Below are 18,593 nucleotides of genomic sequence, written 5' to 3'. Positions count from 1 at the left end.
TTATAAAGAATATCTTTTTGTAAAACACAAAAGAAAAAGATTAACAATACTTATATTTGTCTTTTAAAGATTAATTTTAAAATACACAAATGTCCCAAAAAATAAAAGTTCTATTCTATCACCGTTCCATGGAAATGGGAGGTGTAGAGCGAGTAATTCTGGATCTTTTTCAAAATTTACCACAAGAATTATTCGATATAACGTTGCTTCTCAATACTTTTCAGGGTGAGCTCAGGAATGAAATCCCCCCTCACATTAAAGTGACCAGTGTTCAGAAAGGCAGAGAAGACATGAGTGCCAAAAAGCCGATCAGATTCTTTCAATTGGTAAAAAGAGCCATTATATTGTGGTATTACAGAAAAAATCCTAAAGCACTTTATAATAAGTATATCAAAACAGATTTTGACATAGAAGTTGCATCAGGATATACCGATTTTGATTCTGTTTTGAATAGCCCGATGAAAGCAAGAAAAGTAGCTTGGTTTCACACCGATGTCTCTTATGACCCCGATCAGAAACGCGTCATGCATCGGATTACCAGTCTTAAAAAATTCGATTGGGTAATTTTCGGATCCCGGCAGACAAGAGACATCATCAAAGAATTATACAATATAGAATATCCAAACAGTTCTGTCATTTACAATGCTATAAAAATTGAAGAAGCAAGAAAAAAATCTTTAGAGTTTCCTGTATCTTACAATCAAAGACCTGTTTTTTCTTCGATGGGAAGGTTGCATGTTCGGAAAAACTATCATACCCTTATGAAAGTTCACAAAAGACTTTTAGATGAAGGATATAATCATTCTATTGCAGTAATTGGCGGTGGTACAGAAATGGAAAATCTGAAAAATCAGGCAAAAGATCTTGGTGTAGAAAAATCATACCTTCTTTTGGACTCACAAATTAACCCTTATCCCTATATAAAAAATTCAGACTATTTTATATTTCCTTCTGAATCTGAATCTTATCCGTTAACCATCGGAGAGGTTATGGGTCTTGAGATCCCAACAATCAGCACAAATGTGGGCGGTATACCTGAGATGATTGAACACAACTATGATGGTTTACTTGTAGAACCGAACGAAGAATCCATATATCAGGGGATGAAATCTTTTCTTACCAATAATGAGCTTGTTGAGAAAATCAAACGTAACGCTACAGTTTCTGTATCAAAATTTGATAACGATCAAATCTATCGTCAAGTAACATCCGTTTTCGAAAAACAATACAAGCTGAAACAATAATGAAGCCTTTAGTTACAATCCTCACCCCTACTTATAACCGTGCTCATACGCTACCTCGGGTTTTCGACTCTTTACAGAGACAGACTTTCAAGGATTTTGAATGGCTTATTATAGATGATGGGTCTACAGATGGCACCGATCTATTGGTAAAACAATTTCAGGAAAAAGCAGATTTCCGAATCCGGTATTATCATCAGGAAAACCAGCACAAGTTTATAACATTTTTCAGAGGAATTGAACTTTCTGAAGGAACCTATTTTTCACCTCTCGATTCAGACGATGCATTATTAGATGATGCCTTAGAAGTGCTTGTAGAAAAATGGAAAGAAATCAATGATAAACAAAATATTGTTTTTGTCTCTTCTCTTTGTCAGGATCAAAATGGAAAAATTGTCGGGGATAAATTCCCTGAAGAACCTCTTATTTGCAGTATATTTGATATGCGTTACAAATACAATGTAAAGGGAGATAAATGGGGAATGGGAAAGGTCGAAATTTATAAAAAAATGGAACTTAATCTTGAAAAACTTAGCGGTAAAGGGTTTATCCCTGAAGGCGTTTTTCAATTTCAGTTTGACACTCTGGGATTTCATTATTGTATCAATAAAATAAGCCGTATCTATTACAGAGATGAAAACGACGAGCAATCTCTCGCCAACCAGTTTTATGATAAAAAAAATGCATTTGGACTTGCAGAAAATTACAAAGCTTTTTTGAATACCTATAGTTCAAAATTATGGGCTCATCCTGTACCCATCTTTAGAAATCTTGGAGGATATTTAAAGTTTTCGGCAACTGATCAAAGAGGTTTCAGAAAAACAATTTCTGAACTCAAATCTTTTCCTGTAAAAGTGTTAGCTACTCTGCTCTATCCTGTGTCAAAATTAATTTAATGAAAAATATTTTTTTATTTTCAGAACATTAATCTGCCGCCTATTAAAGATAAATTAAATTAAAAGAGTATAAATTTTAAATTAATGTCACAAAAAAAGAAAATCCTCATCCGTATTGGTTCTCTTCGTCACGGTGGTGCAGAAAAAGTTCTGATTAACTTTCTCAAAAATCTCCCCGAAAACAAATACGAAATAGACCTACTGATTAATCTATACACAGGTATGTACATCAAGGAAGTTCCGTCATGGGTCAATCTACATTACCTGCTTAAAGGGGAAATGATCACCACAAACAAACCTAATGAAATTCCAATGAAAGCATTCAGGGTACTTTATCAGAAAATGTTTTTGTGGTTTCCGTGGCTTCTTTATCGATTTGTGCTGAAAAATAAAAAATATGATGTAGAAATAGCTGCTATTCACGGAATGTACAGAGAGCTTCTTTCAAGTCCCCAAAAAGATTCTAAAAAGATCATTTGGATACAGAACGACATCTTTAATCTAAAGGAATATACTCCGGATGCAATCAGGCAGTTTTTCAAATTTGATAAAATATTGGTCATTTCCAATAAACTGAAAGAGGAAATGCAGAAAATTGCTCCAAGTGAAAAGGAGAAACAAGCAGTTATTAAGATTTTTAATCCAATAGATAAGGATGATACCTTAAAGAAAGCGAATGCAATAATTGATGATTATCCCTTTTCCGACACTACTCCAACTTTTATTACGATCGGAACAGTTTACCCCCAAAAAGGTTACGACAGGCTTCTGGATGTACATAAAAAACTGATAGATGAAGGATTAAAACATCAGATCATTATCATTGGTGATGGTTTTGATTTTGAAAACATCCGGATAAAGCTGAACAATCTGAACCTCACGGAAACTGTTAAAATGCTCGGTTTCAGAGATAACCCCTACCCTTATCTTAAAAAAGCAGATTTTTATATCATGTCTTCAAGACATGAGGGCTTTCCAACAATAATTGCTGAAGCTTTAATTTTAAATAAACCTATTGTATCTACCGATGTTTCAGGAATAAAAGATCTTCTCCAGGATGGAAAGCTGGGAATTATCACGCCAAACTCTGAAACCGGAATTTACGAAGGCATGAAAAAGATTTTGAACAATCAAGAACTTGCAGATCACTACAGAAAAGAAATAGCTTCAGCTGAACTTCCTTTCGTGCTGCAGAAATCTGTCGCACATCTTCAGGAAATTATTGATAACCTTTAAAAGCAGTGAAATGAGTTATACAATTATTCAGAAAGATTTTTATCGGGAAAGCGGAAAATGGCTTTCAACATTTCAGATTTGGAAGAAATGCCTTAATCCGAATCTTCATTTTATTTATATTTTCAGAAAAACCCAAAAATATAATAAGACGCCGTTTTTAGGCTTGTATTGGAGAATTGTTTTGAGACATTTCCAGATCAAATACGGCTTTCAGATTTATCCTGAAACAGAAATCGGGGAAGGTTTTTATCTCGGACATTGGGGGAGTTTGGTGATTAACCCCAAAGCAAAAATTGGTAAAAACTGCAATATTGCCCAAGGAGTTACAATAGGACAACAAAACCGTGGCAAAAATGTAGGCTATCCGGTAATCGGAGATGAAGTGTGGATCGGCCCGAACGCCGTAATTGTAGGAAAAATAACTATCGGAAACAACGTTCTGGTCGCTCCGAATGCGTACGTCAATTTTGATGTTCCTGAAAATTCGATTGTAGCCGGAAATCCTGCAAACATATTCCCTAACGAAAATGCCACAGATGGTTATATAAATAATAAGATTTAAAGCTGAATTTTATCATATCTTTATCTTTATTAAACTTTGTTAAAAATGCTTGATAATTCAGTAAAATTAATATTTTTGTATAATTATTGATTCAGTCTATTGAATTTGAAAATAATTTAAACGAAATAAATAATTATAATCTTTAAAATTTAATTAATGAAGAATTCGTACGAAGTTATTTTCGAAAACAACAGAAAATGGGTAGAATCTAAATTAGCAGACAATCCACATTTTTTTGAGGATCTTGCCAAAACTCAGCATCCTGAGTATCTTTACATCGGATGTTCAGACAGCAGGGCCACGGCAGAAGAACTGATGGGAGCCAAACCGGGTGAAGTTTTTGTTCACAGAAACATTGCCAATGTTGTCAACACTTTGGATATGAGTTCCACTGCGGTGATACAATACGCAGTAGAGCATCTGAAAGTGAAACACATTATTGTTTGCGGGCATTACAACTGCGGTGGTGTGAAAGCAGCGATGACGTCTCAGGATTTAGGACTTTTAAATCCGTGGCTGAGAAACATTCGTGATGTGTACAGACTGCATCAGGCTGAATTAGATTCTATCGATGATGAAAGCAAACGTTATGACAGGCTTGTGGAACTGAATGTTCAGGAGCAATGCATCAACGTTATTAAAATGGCCTGTGTACAGGAACGATATATTTTAGAAGAATATCCTATAGTTCACGGCTGGGTTTTCGACCTTAGAACGGGTAAAATTATTGATCTGGAGATCGACTTTGAAGAGATTTTAAAAGACATTCAAAAGATCTATAATCTTACAAGTTCAGATTGGGTTATGAGCAGAAAGACGAAATAATCTTTCTAAAAAATTTGAGTGAAATGAAATTCTGGAGTATCATTACATTACTGTTTATCATCAACTTTACAGCTTTGCCAAGCATCGCTGCGATTTGTGGATGGAAATTACAGAGAACTAATGTAATTCTGAACGAAGAAGAAACACACTCTCATTATTCATCATTTACCGTTTACGAGAAGACTTTACCCAAAACTCTGAACGTACATGATTTTCTGAAGTTTTTCGAACCAGATCTCGAGCGCAGATCCTTTGTATTGATTGATGACTCTGGTCATCTTTCGCCATTTCTCACCATATTTTCTCCACCTCCGGAAGCTTAATTTTTTCACAGACCAAAATAAATATTCATATCAGATTCTGATGTTGAATAGATGTCTTTTTAAATTAATTTCCAATTTTATTACTGGTGATTTTAATTAATATTTTAATTAAGCTCAATCGGTTACACTAAGTATTTTTCGCTGTCATGAAAAAAACAAATTCATTATTTGAAGGAATCAAGGAGAATTTCCCTTCAGGCCTCGTTGTATTTTTAGTAGCTCTTCCTTTATGTTTAGGAATTGCTTTAGCATCCGGTGCACCACCGTTATCCGGCATTATCGCAGGTATTGTAGGTGGTTTGGTTATCGGCTCGATCAGTAACTCAAATATTTCGGTTTCGGGACCTGCTGCAGGTCTTACGGCCATTGTTTTAACAGCAATTACCGATTTGGGGGCTTTTGAGCTCTTTCTTTGCGCAGGTATTATTGCTGGTGTTATCCAGCTGATTTTAGGCTTTGTAAGAGCAGGAAGCATTTCTAATTATTTTCCAAATAATGTGATTGAAGGAATGCTTGCGGCGATCGGAATCATTATTATTTTAAAACAAATTCCGCATGCTTTAGGTTTTGACAAAGATTATGAAGGCCATGAATCTATTTTTGATAACGGTTTAAATTTTAATTATTTTTCAGAACTTTTTGGAGCGATTCATCCGGGAGCAATAATTGTAACCGTTGTATCAATTGCTTTACTTTTAGCCTGGGATAAAGTTTTATTCCTAAAAAGAATGAAAATGCTTCCCGGAGCTTTAGTGGCCGTTGTTGTCGGAATTTTACTGAATGAATTATTCAAATTATCAGGAAGTTCATTAGCAATCGGTAAAGAGCATTTGGTTTCCTTACCGGTTCCGCAGAGTCTTGATGATTTTAAAAATCTTGTTACCCTACCCGATTTTAATGGTTTTACCAATGTGAAAGTCTGGATTGCGGGTGCAACGATTGCCATTGTCGCATCCATTGAAACATTACTTTGTATTGAAGCTTCAGATCGACTGGATGTTCAGAGAAGAATTACCGATACCAATTTAGAATTAAAAGCTCAGGGAATCGGGAATCTTGTAAGCTCATTTATCGGTGGATTACCAATGACATCAGTTGTAGTAAGAAGTTCTGCTAATGCAAATGCGGGAGCGACTTCAAAGATTTCAGCGATGATTCATGGATTTCTATTGTTGATTTGTGTGTTGACAATTCCTGTGATTCTGAATTTAATTCCTTTGGCAACCCTTGCAGCGGTTTTACTTTTGGTAGGATATAAACTGGCAAAACCGGCAACATTCAAGCATTTCTGGCATTTGGGGAAATTCCAGTTCATTCCGTTTGTGGCAACCGTTGTTGCAATTGTAGCAACCGATTTGCTGAAAGGAGTAGGAATTGGTTTAGCAATATCAGTGTTCTATATCTTACAGGGAAATATGAAGCGTGCTTATTATTTAAGCCGTGAAAAGCTGAGCGATGCAGACGGAATTACAATGAAATTGGCAGAAGAAGTTTCTTTCCTTAACAAGGCAGCGATTAAAAAGACATTGAAAAACATCAAATCTAACTCTACGGTAACGATTGATGCGAGAGGAACATCATATATCGCAACAGATGTACTAGAAATGATCCAGGATTTTGCCAACATCCGTGCGAAAGAAGAAGACATTAATGTGGAACTATTAGGCTTCAAAACTTCGTATAAAGATTACGAAACCGATGAAGACTCTCACATCGTCATTACCCATAAAAGAGCAATGTAAGCTCAAATAATTTTTTATAACTTTAATTTTAAATAATAATTCAAAATAATAAATTCATATGAAAGCACATACATCAGAAACCCAGTCGACGATTACACCGGAAAAAGCATTAGACTTTTTAAAAGAAGGAAATCAGAGATTTGTAAATAATTTGAAGGCAAACAGAGATCTTTTGGAGCAGGTAAATGCTACCCGTGAAGGTCAGTGGCCATTTGCAGTAGTTTTAAGCTGTATCGACAGCCGTACTTCTGCAGAACTTATTTTTGATCAGGGATTGGGAGATGTTTTCAGTATCAGAATTGCAGGAAACTTTGTAAATCAGGATATTTTAGGATCAATGGAATTTGGCTGTAATGTAGCAGGTTCTAAATTGGTTGTTGTTTTAGGTCACACAAAATGCGGAGCTTTAAAAGGCGGATTAGATGCGGCTAAAATCGAAGGAATGGGTATGGATAACTTGAACCATTTAATTGATCATTTTGATCCCATCATTAAAACCATTATAAAAGATGGAGAAGAGCGTACTTCTGCAAATGCAGATCTTCTTGAAAGACTGAATCAGCACAATGTAAAAAATGCAATTGACGATATCCGTAAGCAAAGCTCTACTTTGAAAAGACTTGAAGAAGAAGGTAAGATCAAGATTGTCGGAGCAAACTATGACGTTGAAACCGGCGTTGTAACCTGGCTATAAAACAAACATTTATCTTTCATAACAGTTGGGGCGGAAGCAAAGCTTCCGCCCCAACTTATTTTTATTTACCGTTAAAAGCAGACATCGTATTGTTAATTCCTGCAAAAACGAAGGACAAACAAGCTTTCGAAAATTTCTCGATCCTTTCTGGCAGCTTTTCAGTTTCTTCTTCATTCCAGGTTCCTAAGACGTAATCTACTTGTTTTCCTTCAGAAAATTCAGCAGAGATCCCAAAACGCAGTCTTGCGTAGTTTTGAGTCTGTAACACTTCCTGAATATTTTTAAGACCATTGTGACCGGCATCAGAACCTTTCATTTTCATCCTTAAAGTTCCGAACGGCAATGCAAGATCATCCGTAACGATCATTATATTTTCTAAAGGAATATTTTCTTTCTGCATCCAGTATTTTACGGCATTTCCAGAAAGATTCATATACGTATCAGGCTTCAGAACCAATACTTTTCTTCCTTTATATTTCCCTTCAGCCATCCAGCCGAAATTTGTTGTATTGAATGATGATTCTAAAGTTTCTGCAATTTTTTCAGCGACTTTAAAACCTATATTGTGACGTGTATTTTCATATTCCGGACCTTTGTTGCCAAGACCTACAATTAAATATTTCATGAGAAATTTTTTGCAAAATTAAGGGTTCTGAAATGAAAAACTCAACCCGATAAGGATTGAGTTTTAAAATATTTTAAAAAACTAATTTTTAATTATAATGGTTTGTAGAAGTAATTCACTCCGAATCCCTGAATCATATATGTCTGCGGATCATATTTATAATTCGTAGAGATTACGATTGGTGTAGGAACCGGGTCTGTCATATCAGTAACAGAAACTCTTCTTGGGCTGTTTGGTGACAACATCAAACTTCTGTCATCATTGATATTGGTTGAGATAAGCACTGAAACCTTGTATTCAAACGGTAAAAGTGTATAACCATTGATCTGAGAATCGTAGTTTGTAAATCCGAAATCATATTTTTCTACAGCCGGCTCAAATACTGTTCCGTTTGTAATCAGTTTACCCACTTCTTTTGAAACTGTAGAAACATTATCTCCTAAGTAAGAATAAGCAGCTTTTGTATAATCTGTGTATTCAAAAGGTACAATATCTTTCCCTCTTTTCATTACAATTGATGCTAATTTTGCCGTTGTAGCACTGTACGTAAGATTATATATTGCTTTTGTCTTTTCGTAAAGAGCATAAGGTCCTACTGTTGCAGGAGGAACAGGTGCTAATCTTCTGTAAACAGATCTGTTCTCAGAGATCAATGTAAGTCTTCCTAAATTTCCGTAAGTATATTGTTGAGTATAAGAAATACTGTCTGTATCTAATACACCGTCATTATCAAGATCAAGAAAACCGTTAAATGTTATTTTACTGATTTTATCACCACTCCACTCTACATTGGTTACAGAACCTTTTTCTGTAAGAACTTTCGTAAGAAGCAGACCGCTGTACTGGTACTCAGCAATTGTTCCGAAGTCGGTAATCTCTCTTGAAAGAGCTCTCGGACCAATTAAACCTGTATTGTCATTAAGATCCAAAAGCGGATCTCCTTCTTCATTGGTCATATCTTTACAAGAGTTCACTGAAGAAAACCCTGCGATGATTAAAATAAAATAGAAAAATCGTTTCATTTCTAAAGGGGGATTATTTATTTTTCCACAAATATAATTTTTTTTTGTATAAAAATCATGTTTTTATTAATATTCCCATAAAACTAATAACAAAATTCTGGTTATAACGCCTTATAGATATACTTCTGTGCCTGTGTCTGATCCGAAACAGGATAATTTTGAGTATCGTACAAATAAGTATAAGCACCAGGAATTACCTGACCTGGTATACCCGGAACAGGAGAAGGATATACGATATTAAAACTTTTAAGATTATTAGCAGATAATGAAGGAAAATTAATTGGATGTAGCAAACTCCACATTACAAAAAATGTTTTTGGCAGTGTTGTATAAGGATTAATTTTATCGTCATAAGAAGTGTAATCATATGTTGTAGTTAATACCGTAGCAGATAAATCCGGAACACCAGCCGCATTCGTAATTCCCGACTCACTAACCATTTTTGTTATATTATCTCCGCTATTTGTAAGATTATAATTGATGAAATGAGTGTAAGTGCTTCCAGATTTTTTCTTCTCTACAATTTTCGTTATCTTTCCAGAACCATCGTATGTATAAGTGTATTCACTGTTGAAACTCGGCATTGTTCCCAACATTGTTTGACAAGTCGTGTAATTGATTTTTCCTCCTGAATCATAAGTAATATTGAAATCATATGATAAAGTATTCGCCGGAGCACCGTTAACTTCTTGCGCAAACTTTACTCTTGTAACTTTTCCCGAAGTATAGGTAACTGTTCCGACTAAGAATGAAGTAGGACCACTCGCTTCCTTGAAAATTGCTTTTTCAAGAACATTTCCATTGGTTACAAATTCCTGATTTGTCACACTATTCACATTTATTTTATGTAAAATTCGTGGTCCTGTAATTGAAGGAGCACTTCCTCCTCCACCGCTTCCGCCCGGATTATTGGGATTGTTTAAAGTATTATTGATAGGATCAGCCGTAGTATTATCGCAAGAAAGCATAAAGCCAAGAAGTATAGCAGATATTCCTGTTAAAAATTTGTTTCTGGTCATAGCATTTTTAATTATTTCTTGGCAAATATAAATTATTTTCAACATTATAGAGCTTTTTCTGAAGTTTTAACAAAAAAGTCAGCTTGAAGTATATTCAAGCTGACTTTATAAATTTATTTGATAAAAAATTAAACTCCTAAAATAGATTTCAGCAACACATTCACCTCATCTACATTCTTCACTTTGTCCTTCCGCATCATGAGATTATTTCCTTCTTTTCCAGCTTTTTCTTTAAGCTGAGCCTGTGCAGGATTTTGGGTTAAATAGGTAATAATATGCCTGAATTTCTCTGTCTGGTAAAACTTATCCTGTGGATTGCCTGGGAAATAACCTAAGAAAATCCCGTTTTTCATGACAATTTTCTCAAAACCAATGGCTGCAGCAAGCCATTTTAAGGCGACACTTTTTAGTAAGTTAATCGCTTCTTCAGGCAAAGTTCCGAAACGGTCTTTTAATTCAGCTTCAAATTTCTGCAGCTCTTTTTCATTATCAATCTCCGCTAATTTCTGATAAAGCAACAATCTTTCTTCCGTACTGGAAACATAAGAGTCAGGTAACATTAATTCCAAATCGGTATCAATATTCACTTCTTTCACAGATTTGAATAATTTCTGACGGTCTTCTTCATTTTCAAAAAGATTTTCGAAGTTTTCGTCATCTTTTAATTCTTCCAATGCTTCCTGCATCAGTTTCTGATAGGTTTCAAAACCCATTTCATTGATAAATCCGCTTTGCTCACCACCCAATAGATCTCCTGCGCCACGAATCTCCAAATCTTTCATGGCGATCTGGAAACCGCTTCCAAGATCTGAAAACTGTTCGATGGCTTCCAGCCTTTTTCTTGCATCGGCAGTCATCATATCAAACGGTGGTGTAATCAGATAACAGAATGCTTTTCTGTTGCTTCGCCCTACTCTTCCTCTCATCTGGTGAAGATCTGCCATTCCGAAACGTTGCGCATCATTAATGAAAATCGTATTCGCATTCGGAACGTCGACTCCACTTTCTACAATCGTTGTGGAAACCAAAACATCATATTTTCCTTCCATGAAATCCAAAACGTTCTTTTCAAGCTGTTTTCCATCCATTTGCCCATGACCTGTAATCACTTTTGCATCAGGAACCAGCCTCTGAATCAAGCCTGCAATATCTTTCAGATTTTCAACCCTGTTGTTGATAAAATAAACCTGTCCGTCTCGCTGTAATTCATAAGAAACAGCATCACGAATGAGCTCTTCATTAAAGCCAACAATCTGGGTTTCTACAGGCTGTCTGTTTGGCGGTGGTGTTTTGATTACCGACAAATCTCTTGCTGCCATCAAAGAAAACTGCAATGTTCTCGGAATTGGCGTTGCGGTCAAAGTAAGGGTATCAATATTGGTTTTTAAGGTTTTCAGCTTGTCTTTTACCGATACTCCGAATTTATGTTCTTCATCAATAATCAATAAACCTAAATCTTTAAATTTAATTTTATCTGAAGCTAATTGATGGGTTCCGATTACAATATCAACTTTTCCGGTTTTTAAACCTTCAATGGTTTCAATCTTTTGTTTTGCGGTTCTGAAACGGTTTAGGTAAGAAATCGTTACAGGAAAGTCTTTAAGCCTGTCTTTAAAACTTCTGAAATGCTGAAATGCCAAAATCGTGGTAGGAACCAAAACAGCAACCTGCTTTCCGTCCGTAGCCGCTTTAAATGCAGCGCGTATCGCAACTTCGGTTTTACCGAAACCAACGTCTCCGCAAACCAGTCGATCCATCACCGTTTCGGCTTCCATATCGGTTTTCACGTCAATCGTAGCTTTTTCCTGATCCGGCGTATCTTCATAGACGAAACTCGCTTCCAACTCATTTTGTAAATAAGAATCCGGCGTGAAAGCAAAGCCTTTTGCCGTTTTTCTTTCGGCATATAATTTAATTAAGTCAAAAGCAATCTGCTTAACTTTTGCTTTGGTTTTCTGTTTTAAAGATTTCCAGGTTGGTGAACCAAGCTTGCTCAGAACAATTTCTTTTCCGTCGGGACCATTATATTTCGAGATTTTATGAAGCGAATGAATACTTACATACAACAAATCACCATTTTTATAAGTCAGTTTAAAACATTCCTGGATTTTCCCGTCATTATTTACTTTTACCAATCCCATGAATTTACCAATCCCGTGATCGATATGAGCAATGTAATCGCCCACTTTCAGAGACATCAGATCTTTCAAAGTCAACTGCTCAGATTTTGCAAAAGCGTTTTTGGCTTTATATCTTTGGTAACGGTCAAAAATCTGATGATCGGTATACACCAAAATTTTATGATCCGGATCTACAAAACCTTCATGAAGTTCAGATTTAAAACTTTTAAAAGCAGTCTGATGACCAAGCTCTTCAAAAATAGATTCTAATCTGTCTTTTTGCTTATCGGTAGAAAAAGAAATCCACAGATCAAAACCTTCTTCTTTTTTCTCCTGCAAATCTTCAATCAATAACTGAAAATTTTTATGGAAAGAAGGCTGAGTTGTCTGGTTAAGCTTAATTTCCACCGACTTGATTTCTTCAATTCCGACAGCGCTGAAATCAATAGTTTTGAACTTTTTATAATCAAATAAAAATTCCTGATCAGAAATAAATAATTCCTGCGGTGTTCTATGCGCAATATTTTTGTTTAAACCATCGTACTTTTCTAATGCCTTTTCATAAAAAGCACGAAGCTTCTGCAAACCGACAATTCCGTTTTTTGAAACGATCATGCTGTCTTCAGGTAAGATTTCGAGCAACGAAACCTTGGTACCCGAAACTGAAAAATTCATATTCGAAACCAGCTGAAATTCGTCTACTTTGTCCACCGAAAGTTGAGTTTCAATATCAAAAGTTTTAATATTTTCAACTTCATTCCCGAAGAAAGTAATGCGGTAAGGCTTTTCATTAGAATAAGAAAACACGTCAACAATTCCGCCACGTACAGAAAATTCTCCCGGTTCGGAAACAAAATCGGTCTGATGAAACTGATAATGATTCAGCAGTTCATCTACAAAATCAAAATCGAGCTGATCTCCGGTTTTTATATGATGAGAAATTGCTTTAAAATCTTCCTTTTTCAGAACTTTTTCAGACAGTGCCCCGATGTAAGCAACAATTACTTTCGGAGATTTTTCTGAATTTATTTTGTTTAAAACTTCCGTTCGCAATACCAGATTTGCATTCTGCGTTTTTTCAACCTGATAAGGCTCCATATGGGTTGCCGGAAAATAAAGTACATTTTCTTTTCCAAGAAGATCTTCCAATTCGCTGTTTGCATACAATGCTTCTTCTTTGTCATCAACAAGAAAAAGCAGGTTTTTTTTATAACTAAGAAAAAGTTCGGCTGTGAAAACCGAAGCTGAAGAACCCGCACTTCCTCTTACAGAAAGATGCGGCTGAGTATCAATTTGTGAGAAAATTTCTTTTCCAAATTCATTTTTAAGCAAATCGGGAAGAAAATTTTCGCTGATATTTTTTAACTGCATAAATAGTGTAGATATAAACGACAAAAGCGATTTCGGGATAATTCCGAAACCGTTTAACTATGCCAAAGATACGTTATTTTTTATTTTTAACCTTTTAGGTCAAATCAATCAAATTTCAACCCAAAAATGCAATTCTCTTAATTTTTAGAAAAATTTGTTTAAAAAAAGTTAAAATTATTCGCAATTTCAATTTGGGCACAATCTTTGGAAATTCAATTGTCACAAACCAAAAAATAATATTATGAAAAATGTATTCAAAATTCTAGGGGTATTCGTACTTCTTTTCACGGCCTTCTCACTATCATCATGTAATAACGATGATGATCCTGCAGACAACGACTTCTTTGCAGGAACTTACAAAGGAAGTATCGCTTATACTGATAATGACAATGATATTTCTACGGATAACGGGGAAGTTTTTGTCACAAAAATCGCAAGTGGAACTAAGTACAACTTCAGATTCTCAAACGGAATTCCCGATCTGAATGGTCTTGAATTTGAAAAACAAGGTGATAACACTTTGGTTATGGTAAATTCTAATGCATTGGTATATGTGAGAATCGACAATAATGAATTGAAAATGCTCTATACCGCAGATGGTAAAACCTGGAGAGCAAACTGTACAAGATAATATAATAATAACTCATTCATATGTTGCCCGTTTCCTTTTTTGGAGGCGGGTTTTTATTTGGAATTAATTGGAATTTAATAATTTATAAAATTTAGTTAAGTTTTGATAAACGAATTTTTGTAATGAGTTTTTCCTTACATTTACTTAATTAAAATAAGACAAATGAAAAAATTTCTTACGGCAATGTCCATCATTTTAGGATTGGGATTTGCAACTGCTCAACAAGCTGTTCCGGCTACAAAAAGCTCAGCAGCAAAAACTGCAACAACAACGAAACCAATGAAAGCGGTCGAAACAAAAGCAGTAAAACCAGCACAAAAACTGAAAAAAGACGGAACTCCCGACAAAAGATATAAAGAAAATAAAATGCTGAAGAAAGACGGAACTCCAGACAAAAGGTATAAACAAAACAAATAACAACATATAGTTGTCATTCATAATCAAATTTCAATAAACCGATGCCTAGGATCATCGGTTTTTTTATTCAAATATTTTCTCTGGATTCTATACTTATTTATAAATTTGAACCATGTTAAACTTTCTAAAGAAAAATGCGGCGTTGATTTGGGCAAAAAAACATGTTCAAAAAGCAGAAGAATTCAAGAAAAATGCAGAAAAAAATCAGGACGAACTATTGTTATCTCTTGTTGATACGGCTAAAAAAACTCTTTTTGGAAGAACGTACGATTTTGAAAACATACAGTCTGTAAAAGATTTTCAGGGAAAAGTTCCTGTTGCAGATTATGAAGATCTGAAACCTTTTATCGAAAAAGCAAAGCGTGGACAGAGAGATATTTTGTGGACAGAAACTCCCGAATATTTTGCCAAAACTTCCGGCACAACTTCCGGTTCAAAATACATTCCTATTTCTAAAGAAGGAATGCCATTTCAGATAAAGGGAGCACAGAGCGCACTTTTCCATTATATTGCTAAAAAAAACAATGCCGATTTTGTTGGCGGGAAAATGATCTTTCTACAGGGAAGTCCTGAGCTTGAAGAAGTTTTTGGTGTAAAAACCGGCAGACTTTCAGGAATTGTAGCCCATCACATCCCAAATTATCTTCAGAAAAACCGTTTGCCAAGCTGGGAAACCAATATGATTGAAGACTGGGAAACTAAAGTCGATAAAATCGTAGAAGAAACTGAGAGAGAAAACATGACGCTGATTTCAGGAATTCCGCCCTGGCTGATCATGTATTTTGAAAAGCTGATCGAAAAAAACGATAAAAAAATCAAGCAGATTTTCCCAAATCTTCAACTCATCGTTACAGGTGGTGTAAATTATGAACCTTATCGCGATAAAATGGAAGAACTTTTAGGCGGAAAAGTAGACATTGTACAGACATTTCCGGCTTCGGAGGGTTTTTTTGCGTTTCAGGACGATTATACCAAAGAAGGTTTGCTGCTTTTAACGAATCACGGAATTTTCTATGAATTTATCCCTTTAGAACAATACGGAAAACCGAATGCTCAAAGATTAACTTTAAAAGATGTTGAGCTTAATAAAGATTATGCATTAATTCTCACAACCAATTCAGGTTTATGGGCATATTCAATTGGTGATGTTGTACGTTTTATTGATAAAAATCCGCACAGAATTCTGGTAAGTGGAAGAACGAAACATTTCACATCGGCTTTTGGTGAGCACGTGATTGCTTTTGAAGTGGAAGAAGCTATAAAATCGACTGTCGAAAAGTTTCCGGCTCAGATTACTGAATTCCATTTGGCTCCGGAAGTGAATCCTGAAGAAGGTTTGCCTTATCACGAGTGGTTTATTGAGTTTGAAAAAGAGCCTGAGAATTTAGATTTATTTAAAAATGAATTAGATAATCAGCTTAGAAAACGCAATACTTATTATGATGATCTGATTTCAGGAAGTATTTTGCAGAAACTTCATATTACCAAGCTTCAAAAGAATGCTTTTCAGGAATATGCAAAATCTGAAGGAAAACTGGGTGGACAAAATAAAATCCCAAGACTCGCAAACGACAGAAAAATTGCAGATTTATTGAAAGCCTATAAAAAATAAACACCAAAAATCATTTATCATGAAAAGTATTTTATCTGTCTTAATCATCATCTTAGTTACTTCCTGTAGTTCTTTGAAATATAGTGCTGCTAAAAATCCTGATAATTATAAAAATATAAAAGCCGGAAATAAATATACGTTTCTTCAGACTGACGGAAGTAAAATTCCGATGGTCATTACTTCCATTTCTAAAGACAGCATTATTGGAACCAGAAAAAATGAAAGAATCTTCATTGCAAAAAACAATATTACAGAGATAAGAAAAGACAAAACAGCAATTGCAGTTGTTGCAACCGGCGGAGGAATTGCCGCTTTAACTACTTTGGTTGTCGTAATGATAAAAGCTACAGATGTTGTAGCCGATACCGCTGCTGCATTTGGAAGTGGCGCAAATTAATTAAGCTAAATTATCTTTTAAATATAAAATTGTCTCATTTTAGATTAAAATCTTATAAAAAAATATGAGATTTTCTTTTTAATGAAAACGTATATTCAAAAAAAATTATAAATTTGGAAAACTAAAAAAATATAATGAAAGCATCTGTACTTTTAAAAACATCATTATTAACGTCTTTATTTGTAATTTCATCTTGTGCAACAACAAAGTACAGCGAAGATATTGCGCAGAATAATTACTCAACTCTTCAGGCAGGAAAAATCTATGTGGTAACTCCGAGAGATGGTTCAAAAAAACAAAAATTCCTTTTCCGTAATGTAGATGGTGATAACCTGATCGGAACTGCAGGAAAAAAAGACAGTACAGAAGTAATTATCCCAAAATCTAATGTAGCTTCTGTAAAAGACAGATCAAAAGCAAGAGTTGCAGGAGGTGCCGTTTTGATTGGAGCTGCAGGTGCTGCTGCGATTGTAATCAGTTCTTTGAGAGCAGACTAAAATAGACAAAATCTTTCAGGTGGTATTTTATTTATCATTTGAAAATTAAAAATACAGATAGCCTTAAATGAATATTTAAGGCTATTTTTGTGCATGATTTCTTTATTGCCGCTCAAAACATTACAAAATGTTGAATTCAGAAATCTTCTTACGGGAAGATTTTTTATTGTTTTAGCCTTCAGAATGCTTGCTACTTTACTCGGATGGTGGGTGTATCAGTTGACAAAAGATCCTTTTTCGATCGGTCTTATCGGCCTTTCTGAAGTAATTCCGGCGGTAAGCTGTGCTTTGTATGCAGGTCATGTGATTGATATGAATGAAAAGAAAAGACTACTTCTGATCTGCAATTACGTGTATGTTTTTCTGATCAGTTTATTGATGATTCCTGCATTTTTTGATGTGGAACTTCATTTCACAGGGCACGAAATTACTTATTTTATTTACGGAGTCATTTTCTTTACGGGAATTGCACGAGCTTTTATCGGACCAATTGTTCCTTCCATGATTCCTAAAATTGTTGAAAAAATAAATCTTCCGAGCGCTATTACATTAAATCAGGCAACATTTTTGGTTTCATCCGTTTGCGGTCATGCTGTTGGAGGATTTTTGATTGGTTTTTTTGGCGTTAAATGGACATTAATGGTGGTCATTTCACTTTTAGTTGTCGCTTCAGTATTTTTCTGGCAGCTTAAACCTCAGTTTTCGGAGTACAAAAAAGAAGAAATCAAAGTAATGGAAAGTATGCGTGAAGGAATTTCTTATATTTTTAAAACCAAAGAAATTCTCGGAGCGCTTTGTCTGGATATGTTTGCGGTGCTTTTCGGAGGAGCAGTTGCCATGATTCCTGTTTTCGCCACCGATATTTTAAAATCGGGAGCAGAAGGTTTCGGTTTTCTCAATGCGGCTTCAGATATTGGCTCGATGATCATCATCACCACCTTATCATTAGTACCGTTAAGAAAAAATCAGGGAAAGATCTTATTGACTGTGGTTGCCGGTTTCGGATTGTGCATTATCGGTTTCGGACTGTCGCATTATTATTGGCTTTCATTCATGTTCTTGGTTTTAAGCGGAATGCTGGATGGAATTTCTGTGGTTATTCGAGGAACAATTGTTCAACTGAAGACTCCGGATCATATTCGGGGAAGAGTTTTAAGTGTCAATTCAATTTTCATCATGTCGAGCAACGAGATGGGGCAATTTGAAAGCGGACTGATGGCCAAGCTTTTAGGAGTCGTGAGATCGGTCGTTTTTGGCGGCAGCATGACTGTTTTGATCGCCCTTATTGTAGGAACCACCAATCCTAAATTAAGAAGAATGCAATATTAATCGTTCCCAAACGTTATGTAAGAATATGCAATGA

The 18,593-nt window shown here is 35.2% G+C and carries 18 protein-coding genes; 14 read left to right on the top strand and 4 right to left on the bottom strand.

What is annotated here, in order from left to right; genetic code table 11:
• The first annotated feature begins 89 nt into the window (after positions 1-89).
• The 8 genes from BA768_RS15745 to BA768_RS15710 all read left to right on the top strand — a co-directional run bounded on the left by BA768_RS15745 (position 90) and on the right by BA768_RS15710 (position 7,519).
• Positions 90-1,244 carry a glycosyltransferase gene (locus BA768_RS15745; protein ID WP_065721519.1) on the top strand — a complete coding sequence of 385 codons (1,155 nt, stop codon included), beginning with the start codon at positions 90-92 and terminating at the stop codon, positions 1,242-1,244.
• Complete coding sequence (locus tag BA768_RS15740) at positions 1,244-2,137, top strand: glycosyltransferase family 2 protein (RefSeq protein WP_065721518.1); 894 nt, start codon at positions 1,244-1,246, stop codon at positions 2,135-2,137. Before BA768_RS15745 ends, BA768_RS15740 begins: the two co-directional genes overlap by 1 nt.
• 84 nt (positions 2,138-2,221) lie before the next feature.
• Positions 2,222-3,373, top strand: coding sequence for a glycosyltransferase (locus tag BA768_RS15735; protein WP_065721517.1), 1,152 nt, complete (start codon positions 2,222-2,224; stop codon positions 3,371-3,373).
• 10 nt (positions 3,374-3,383) lie between these two features.
• On the top strand, positions 3,384-3,935 hold the full coding sequence (locus BA768_RS15730) for a serine acetyltransferase (RefSeq protein WP_034678287.1): 552 nt from the start codon (positions 3,384-3,386) through the stop codon (positions 3,933-3,935).
• Positions 3,936-4,091: 156 nt separating this feature from the next.
• Positions 4,092-4,760, top strand: coding sequence for a carbonic anhydrase (locus BA768_RS15725; protein WP_034677916.1), 669 nt, complete (start codon positions 4,092-4,094; stop codon positions 4,758-4,760).
• A 23-nt stretch (positions 4,761-4,783) separates the two neighbouring features.
• Positions 4,784-5,083 carry a hypothetical protein gene (locus BA768_RS15720; RefSeq protein WP_034677915.1) on the top strand — a complete coding sequence of 100 codons (300 nt, stop codon included), beginning with the start codon at positions 4,784-4,786 and terminating at the stop codon, positions 5,081-5,083.
• A 146-nt stretch (positions 5,084-5,229) separates the two neighbouring features.
• Positions 5,230-6,825, top strand: a complete 1,596-nt coding sequence (locus BA768_RS15715; protein ID WP_065721516.1) for a SulP family inorganic anion transporter — start codon at positions 5,230-5,232, stop codon at positions 6,823-6,825.
• A gap of 58 nt (positions 6,826-6,883) precedes the next feature.
• Positions 6,884-7,519, top strand: coding sequence for a carbonic anhydrase family protein (locus BA768_RS15710; RefSeq protein ID WP_034677913.1), 636 nt, complete (start codon positions 6,884-6,886; stop codon positions 7,517-7,519).
• Between the two features lie 61 nt (positions 7,520-7,580).
• Here the strand turns inward: BA768_RS15710 and pth are convergent, their stop codons facing one another.
• The 4 genes from pth to mfd form a co-directional block, all read right to left on the bottom strand.
• Positions 7,581-8,144, bottom strand: a complete 564-nt coding sequence (pth, locus tag BA768_RS15705; RefSeq protein ID WP_065721515.1) for an aminoacyl-tRNA hydrolase — start codon at positions 8,142-8,144, stop codon at positions 7,581-7,583.
• Positions 8,145-8,236: 92 nt separating this feature from the next.
• Positions 8,237-9,166 carry a hypothetical protein gene (locus BA768_RS15700; protein WP_034677911.1) on the bottom strand — a complete coding sequence of 310 codons (930 nt, stop codon included), beginning with the start codon at positions 9,164-9,166 and terminating at the stop codon, positions 8,237-8,239.
• A gap of 101 nt (positions 9,167-9,267) precedes the next feature.
• Complete coding sequence (locus tag BA768_RS15695; RefSeq protein WP_065721514.1) at positions 9,268-10,185, bottom strand: hypothetical protein; 918 nt, start codon at positions 10,183-10,185, stop codon at positions 9,268-9,270.
• 128 nt (positions 10,186-10,313) lie between these two features.
• On the bottom strand, positions 10,314-13,676 hold the full coding sequence (mfd, locus tag BA768_RS15690; protein WP_065721513.1) for a transcription-repair coupling factor: 3,363 nt from the start codon (positions 13,674-13,676) through the stop codon (positions 10,314-10,316).
• A 241-nt stretch (positions 13,677-13,917) separates the two neighbouring features.
• Here mfd and BA768_RS15685 point away from each other — a divergent pair, with 241 nt between their 5' ends.
• From BA768_RS15685 to BA768_RS15660, 6 genes are all read left to right on the top strand, one after another.
• Entirely contained in the window at positions 13,918-14,307 is a 390-nt protein-coding gene (locus BA768_RS15685; RefSeq protein ID WP_034677907.1) for a hypothetical protein, read from the top strand.
• Positions 14,308-14,469: 162 nt separating this feature from the next.
• Positions 14,470-14,724 carry a hypothetical protein gene (locus tag BA768_RS15680; RefSeq protein ID WP_034677906.1) on the top strand — a complete coding sequence of 85 codons (255 nt, stop codon included), beginning with the start codon at positions 14,470-14,472 and terminating at the stop codon, positions 14,722-14,724.
• A gap of 112 nt (positions 14,725-14,836) precedes the next feature.
• Positions 14,837-16,336: a GH3 auxin-responsive promoter family protein gene (locus BA768_RS15675; RefSeq protein WP_065721512.1), complete on the top strand. Its 1,500-nt coding sequence runs from the start codon at positions 14,837-14,839 to the stop codon at positions 16,334-16,336.
• A gap of 19 nt (positions 16,337-16,355) precedes the next feature.
• Complete coding sequence (locus tag BA768_RS15670) at positions 16,356-16,733, top strand: hypothetical protein (protein ID WP_065721511.1); 378 nt, start codon at positions 16,356-16,358, stop codon at positions 16,731-16,733.
• Between the two features lie 134 nt (positions 16,734-16,867).
• On the top strand, positions 16,868-17,230 hold the full coding sequence (locus tag BA768_RS15665; RefSeq protein WP_047480866.1) for a hypothetical protein: 363 nt from the start codon (positions 16,868-16,870) through the stop codon (positions 17,228-17,230).
• Between the two features lie 93 nt (positions 17,231-17,323).
• The gene (locus tag BA768_RS15660; protein ID WP_065721510.1) at positions 17,324-18,559 is read left to right on the top strand and encodes an MFS transporter; all 1,236 of its coding nucleotides are present in this window, start codon (positions 17,324-17,326) and stop codon (positions 18,557-18,559) included.
• The last annotated feature ends 34 nt before the right edge of the window (positions 18,560-18,593 follow it).

Source organism: Chryseobacterium sp. CBo1 (assembly GCF_001693475.1).
Taxonomy (GTDB): Bacteria; Bacteroidota; Bacteroidia; order Flavobacteriales; family Weeksellaceae; genus Chryseobacterium; species Chryseobacterium formosense.
Note: the sequence above shows the minus strand (reverse complement) of the source record. Positions and strands in the feature narration are given on the sequence as shown.

Coding starts and splice junctions, on each gene's coding strand:
- BA768_RS15745 (WP_065721519.1), top strand. CDS start 90: ATGTCCCAAAAAATAAAAGTTCTATTCTATCACCGTTCCATGGAAATG.
- BA768_RS15740 (WP_065721518.1), top strand. CDS start 1,244: ATGAAGCCTTTAGTTACAATCCTCACCCCTACTTATAACCGTGCTCAT.
- BA768_RS15735 (WP_065721517.1), top strand. CDS start 2,222: ATGTCACAAAAAAAGAAAATCCTCATCCGTATTGGTTCTCTTCGTCAC.
- BA768_RS15730 (WP_034678287.1), top strand. CDS start 3,384: ATGAGTTATACAATTATTCAGAAAGATTTTTATCGGGAAAGCGGAAAA.
- BA768_RS15725 (WP_034677916.1), top strand. CDS start 4,092: ATGAAGAATTCGTACGAAGTTATTTTCGAAAACAACAGAAAATGGGTA.
- BA768_RS15720 (WP_034677915.1), top strand. CDS start 4,784: ATGAAATTCTGGAGTATCATTACATTACTGTTTATCATCAACTTTACA.
- BA768_RS15715 (WP_065721516.1), top strand. CDS start 5,230: ATGAAAAAAACAAATTCATTATTTGAAGGAATCAAGGAGAATTTCCCT.
- BA768_RS15710 (WP_034677913.1), top strand. CDS start 6,884: ATGAAAGCACATACATCAGAAACCCAGTCGACGATTACACCGGAAAAA.
- pth (WP_065721515.1), bottom strand. CDS start 8,144: ATGAAATATTTAATTGTAGGTCTTGGCAACAAAGGTCCGGAATATGAA.
- BA768_RS15700 (WP_034677911.1), bottom strand. CDS start 9,166: ATGAAACGATTTTTCTATTTTATTTTAATCATCGCAGGGTTTTCTTCA.
- BA768_RS15695 (WP_065721514.1), bottom strand. CDS start 10,185: ATGACCAGAAACAAATTTTTAACAGGAATATCTGCTATACTTCTTGGC.
- mfd (WP_065721513.1), bottom strand. CDS start 13,676: ATGCAGTTAAAAAATATCAGCGAAAATTTTCTTCCCGATTTGCTTAAA.
- BA768_RS15685 (WP_034677907.1), top strand. CDS start 13,918: ATGAAAAATGTATTCAAAATTCTAGGGGTATTCGTACTTCTTTTCACG.
- BA768_RS15680 (WP_034677906.1), top strand. CDS start 14,470: ATGAAAAAATTTCTTACGGCAATGTCCATCATTTTAGGATTGGGATTT.
- BA768_RS15675 (WP_065721512.1), top strand. CDS start 14,837: ATGTTAAACTTTCTAAAGAAAAATGCGGCGTTGATTTGGGCAAAAAAA.
- BA768_RS15670 (WP_065721511.1), top strand. CDS start 16,356: ATGAAAAGTATTTTATCTGTCTTAATCATCATCTTAGTTACTTCCTGT.
- BA768_RS15665 (WP_047480866.1), top strand. CDS start 16,868: ATGAAAGCATCTGTACTTTTAAAAACATCATTATTAACGTCTTTATTT.
- BA768_RS15660 (WP_065721510.1), top strand. CDS start 17,324: ATGATTTCTTTATTGCCGCTCAAAACATTACAAAATGTTGAATTCAGA.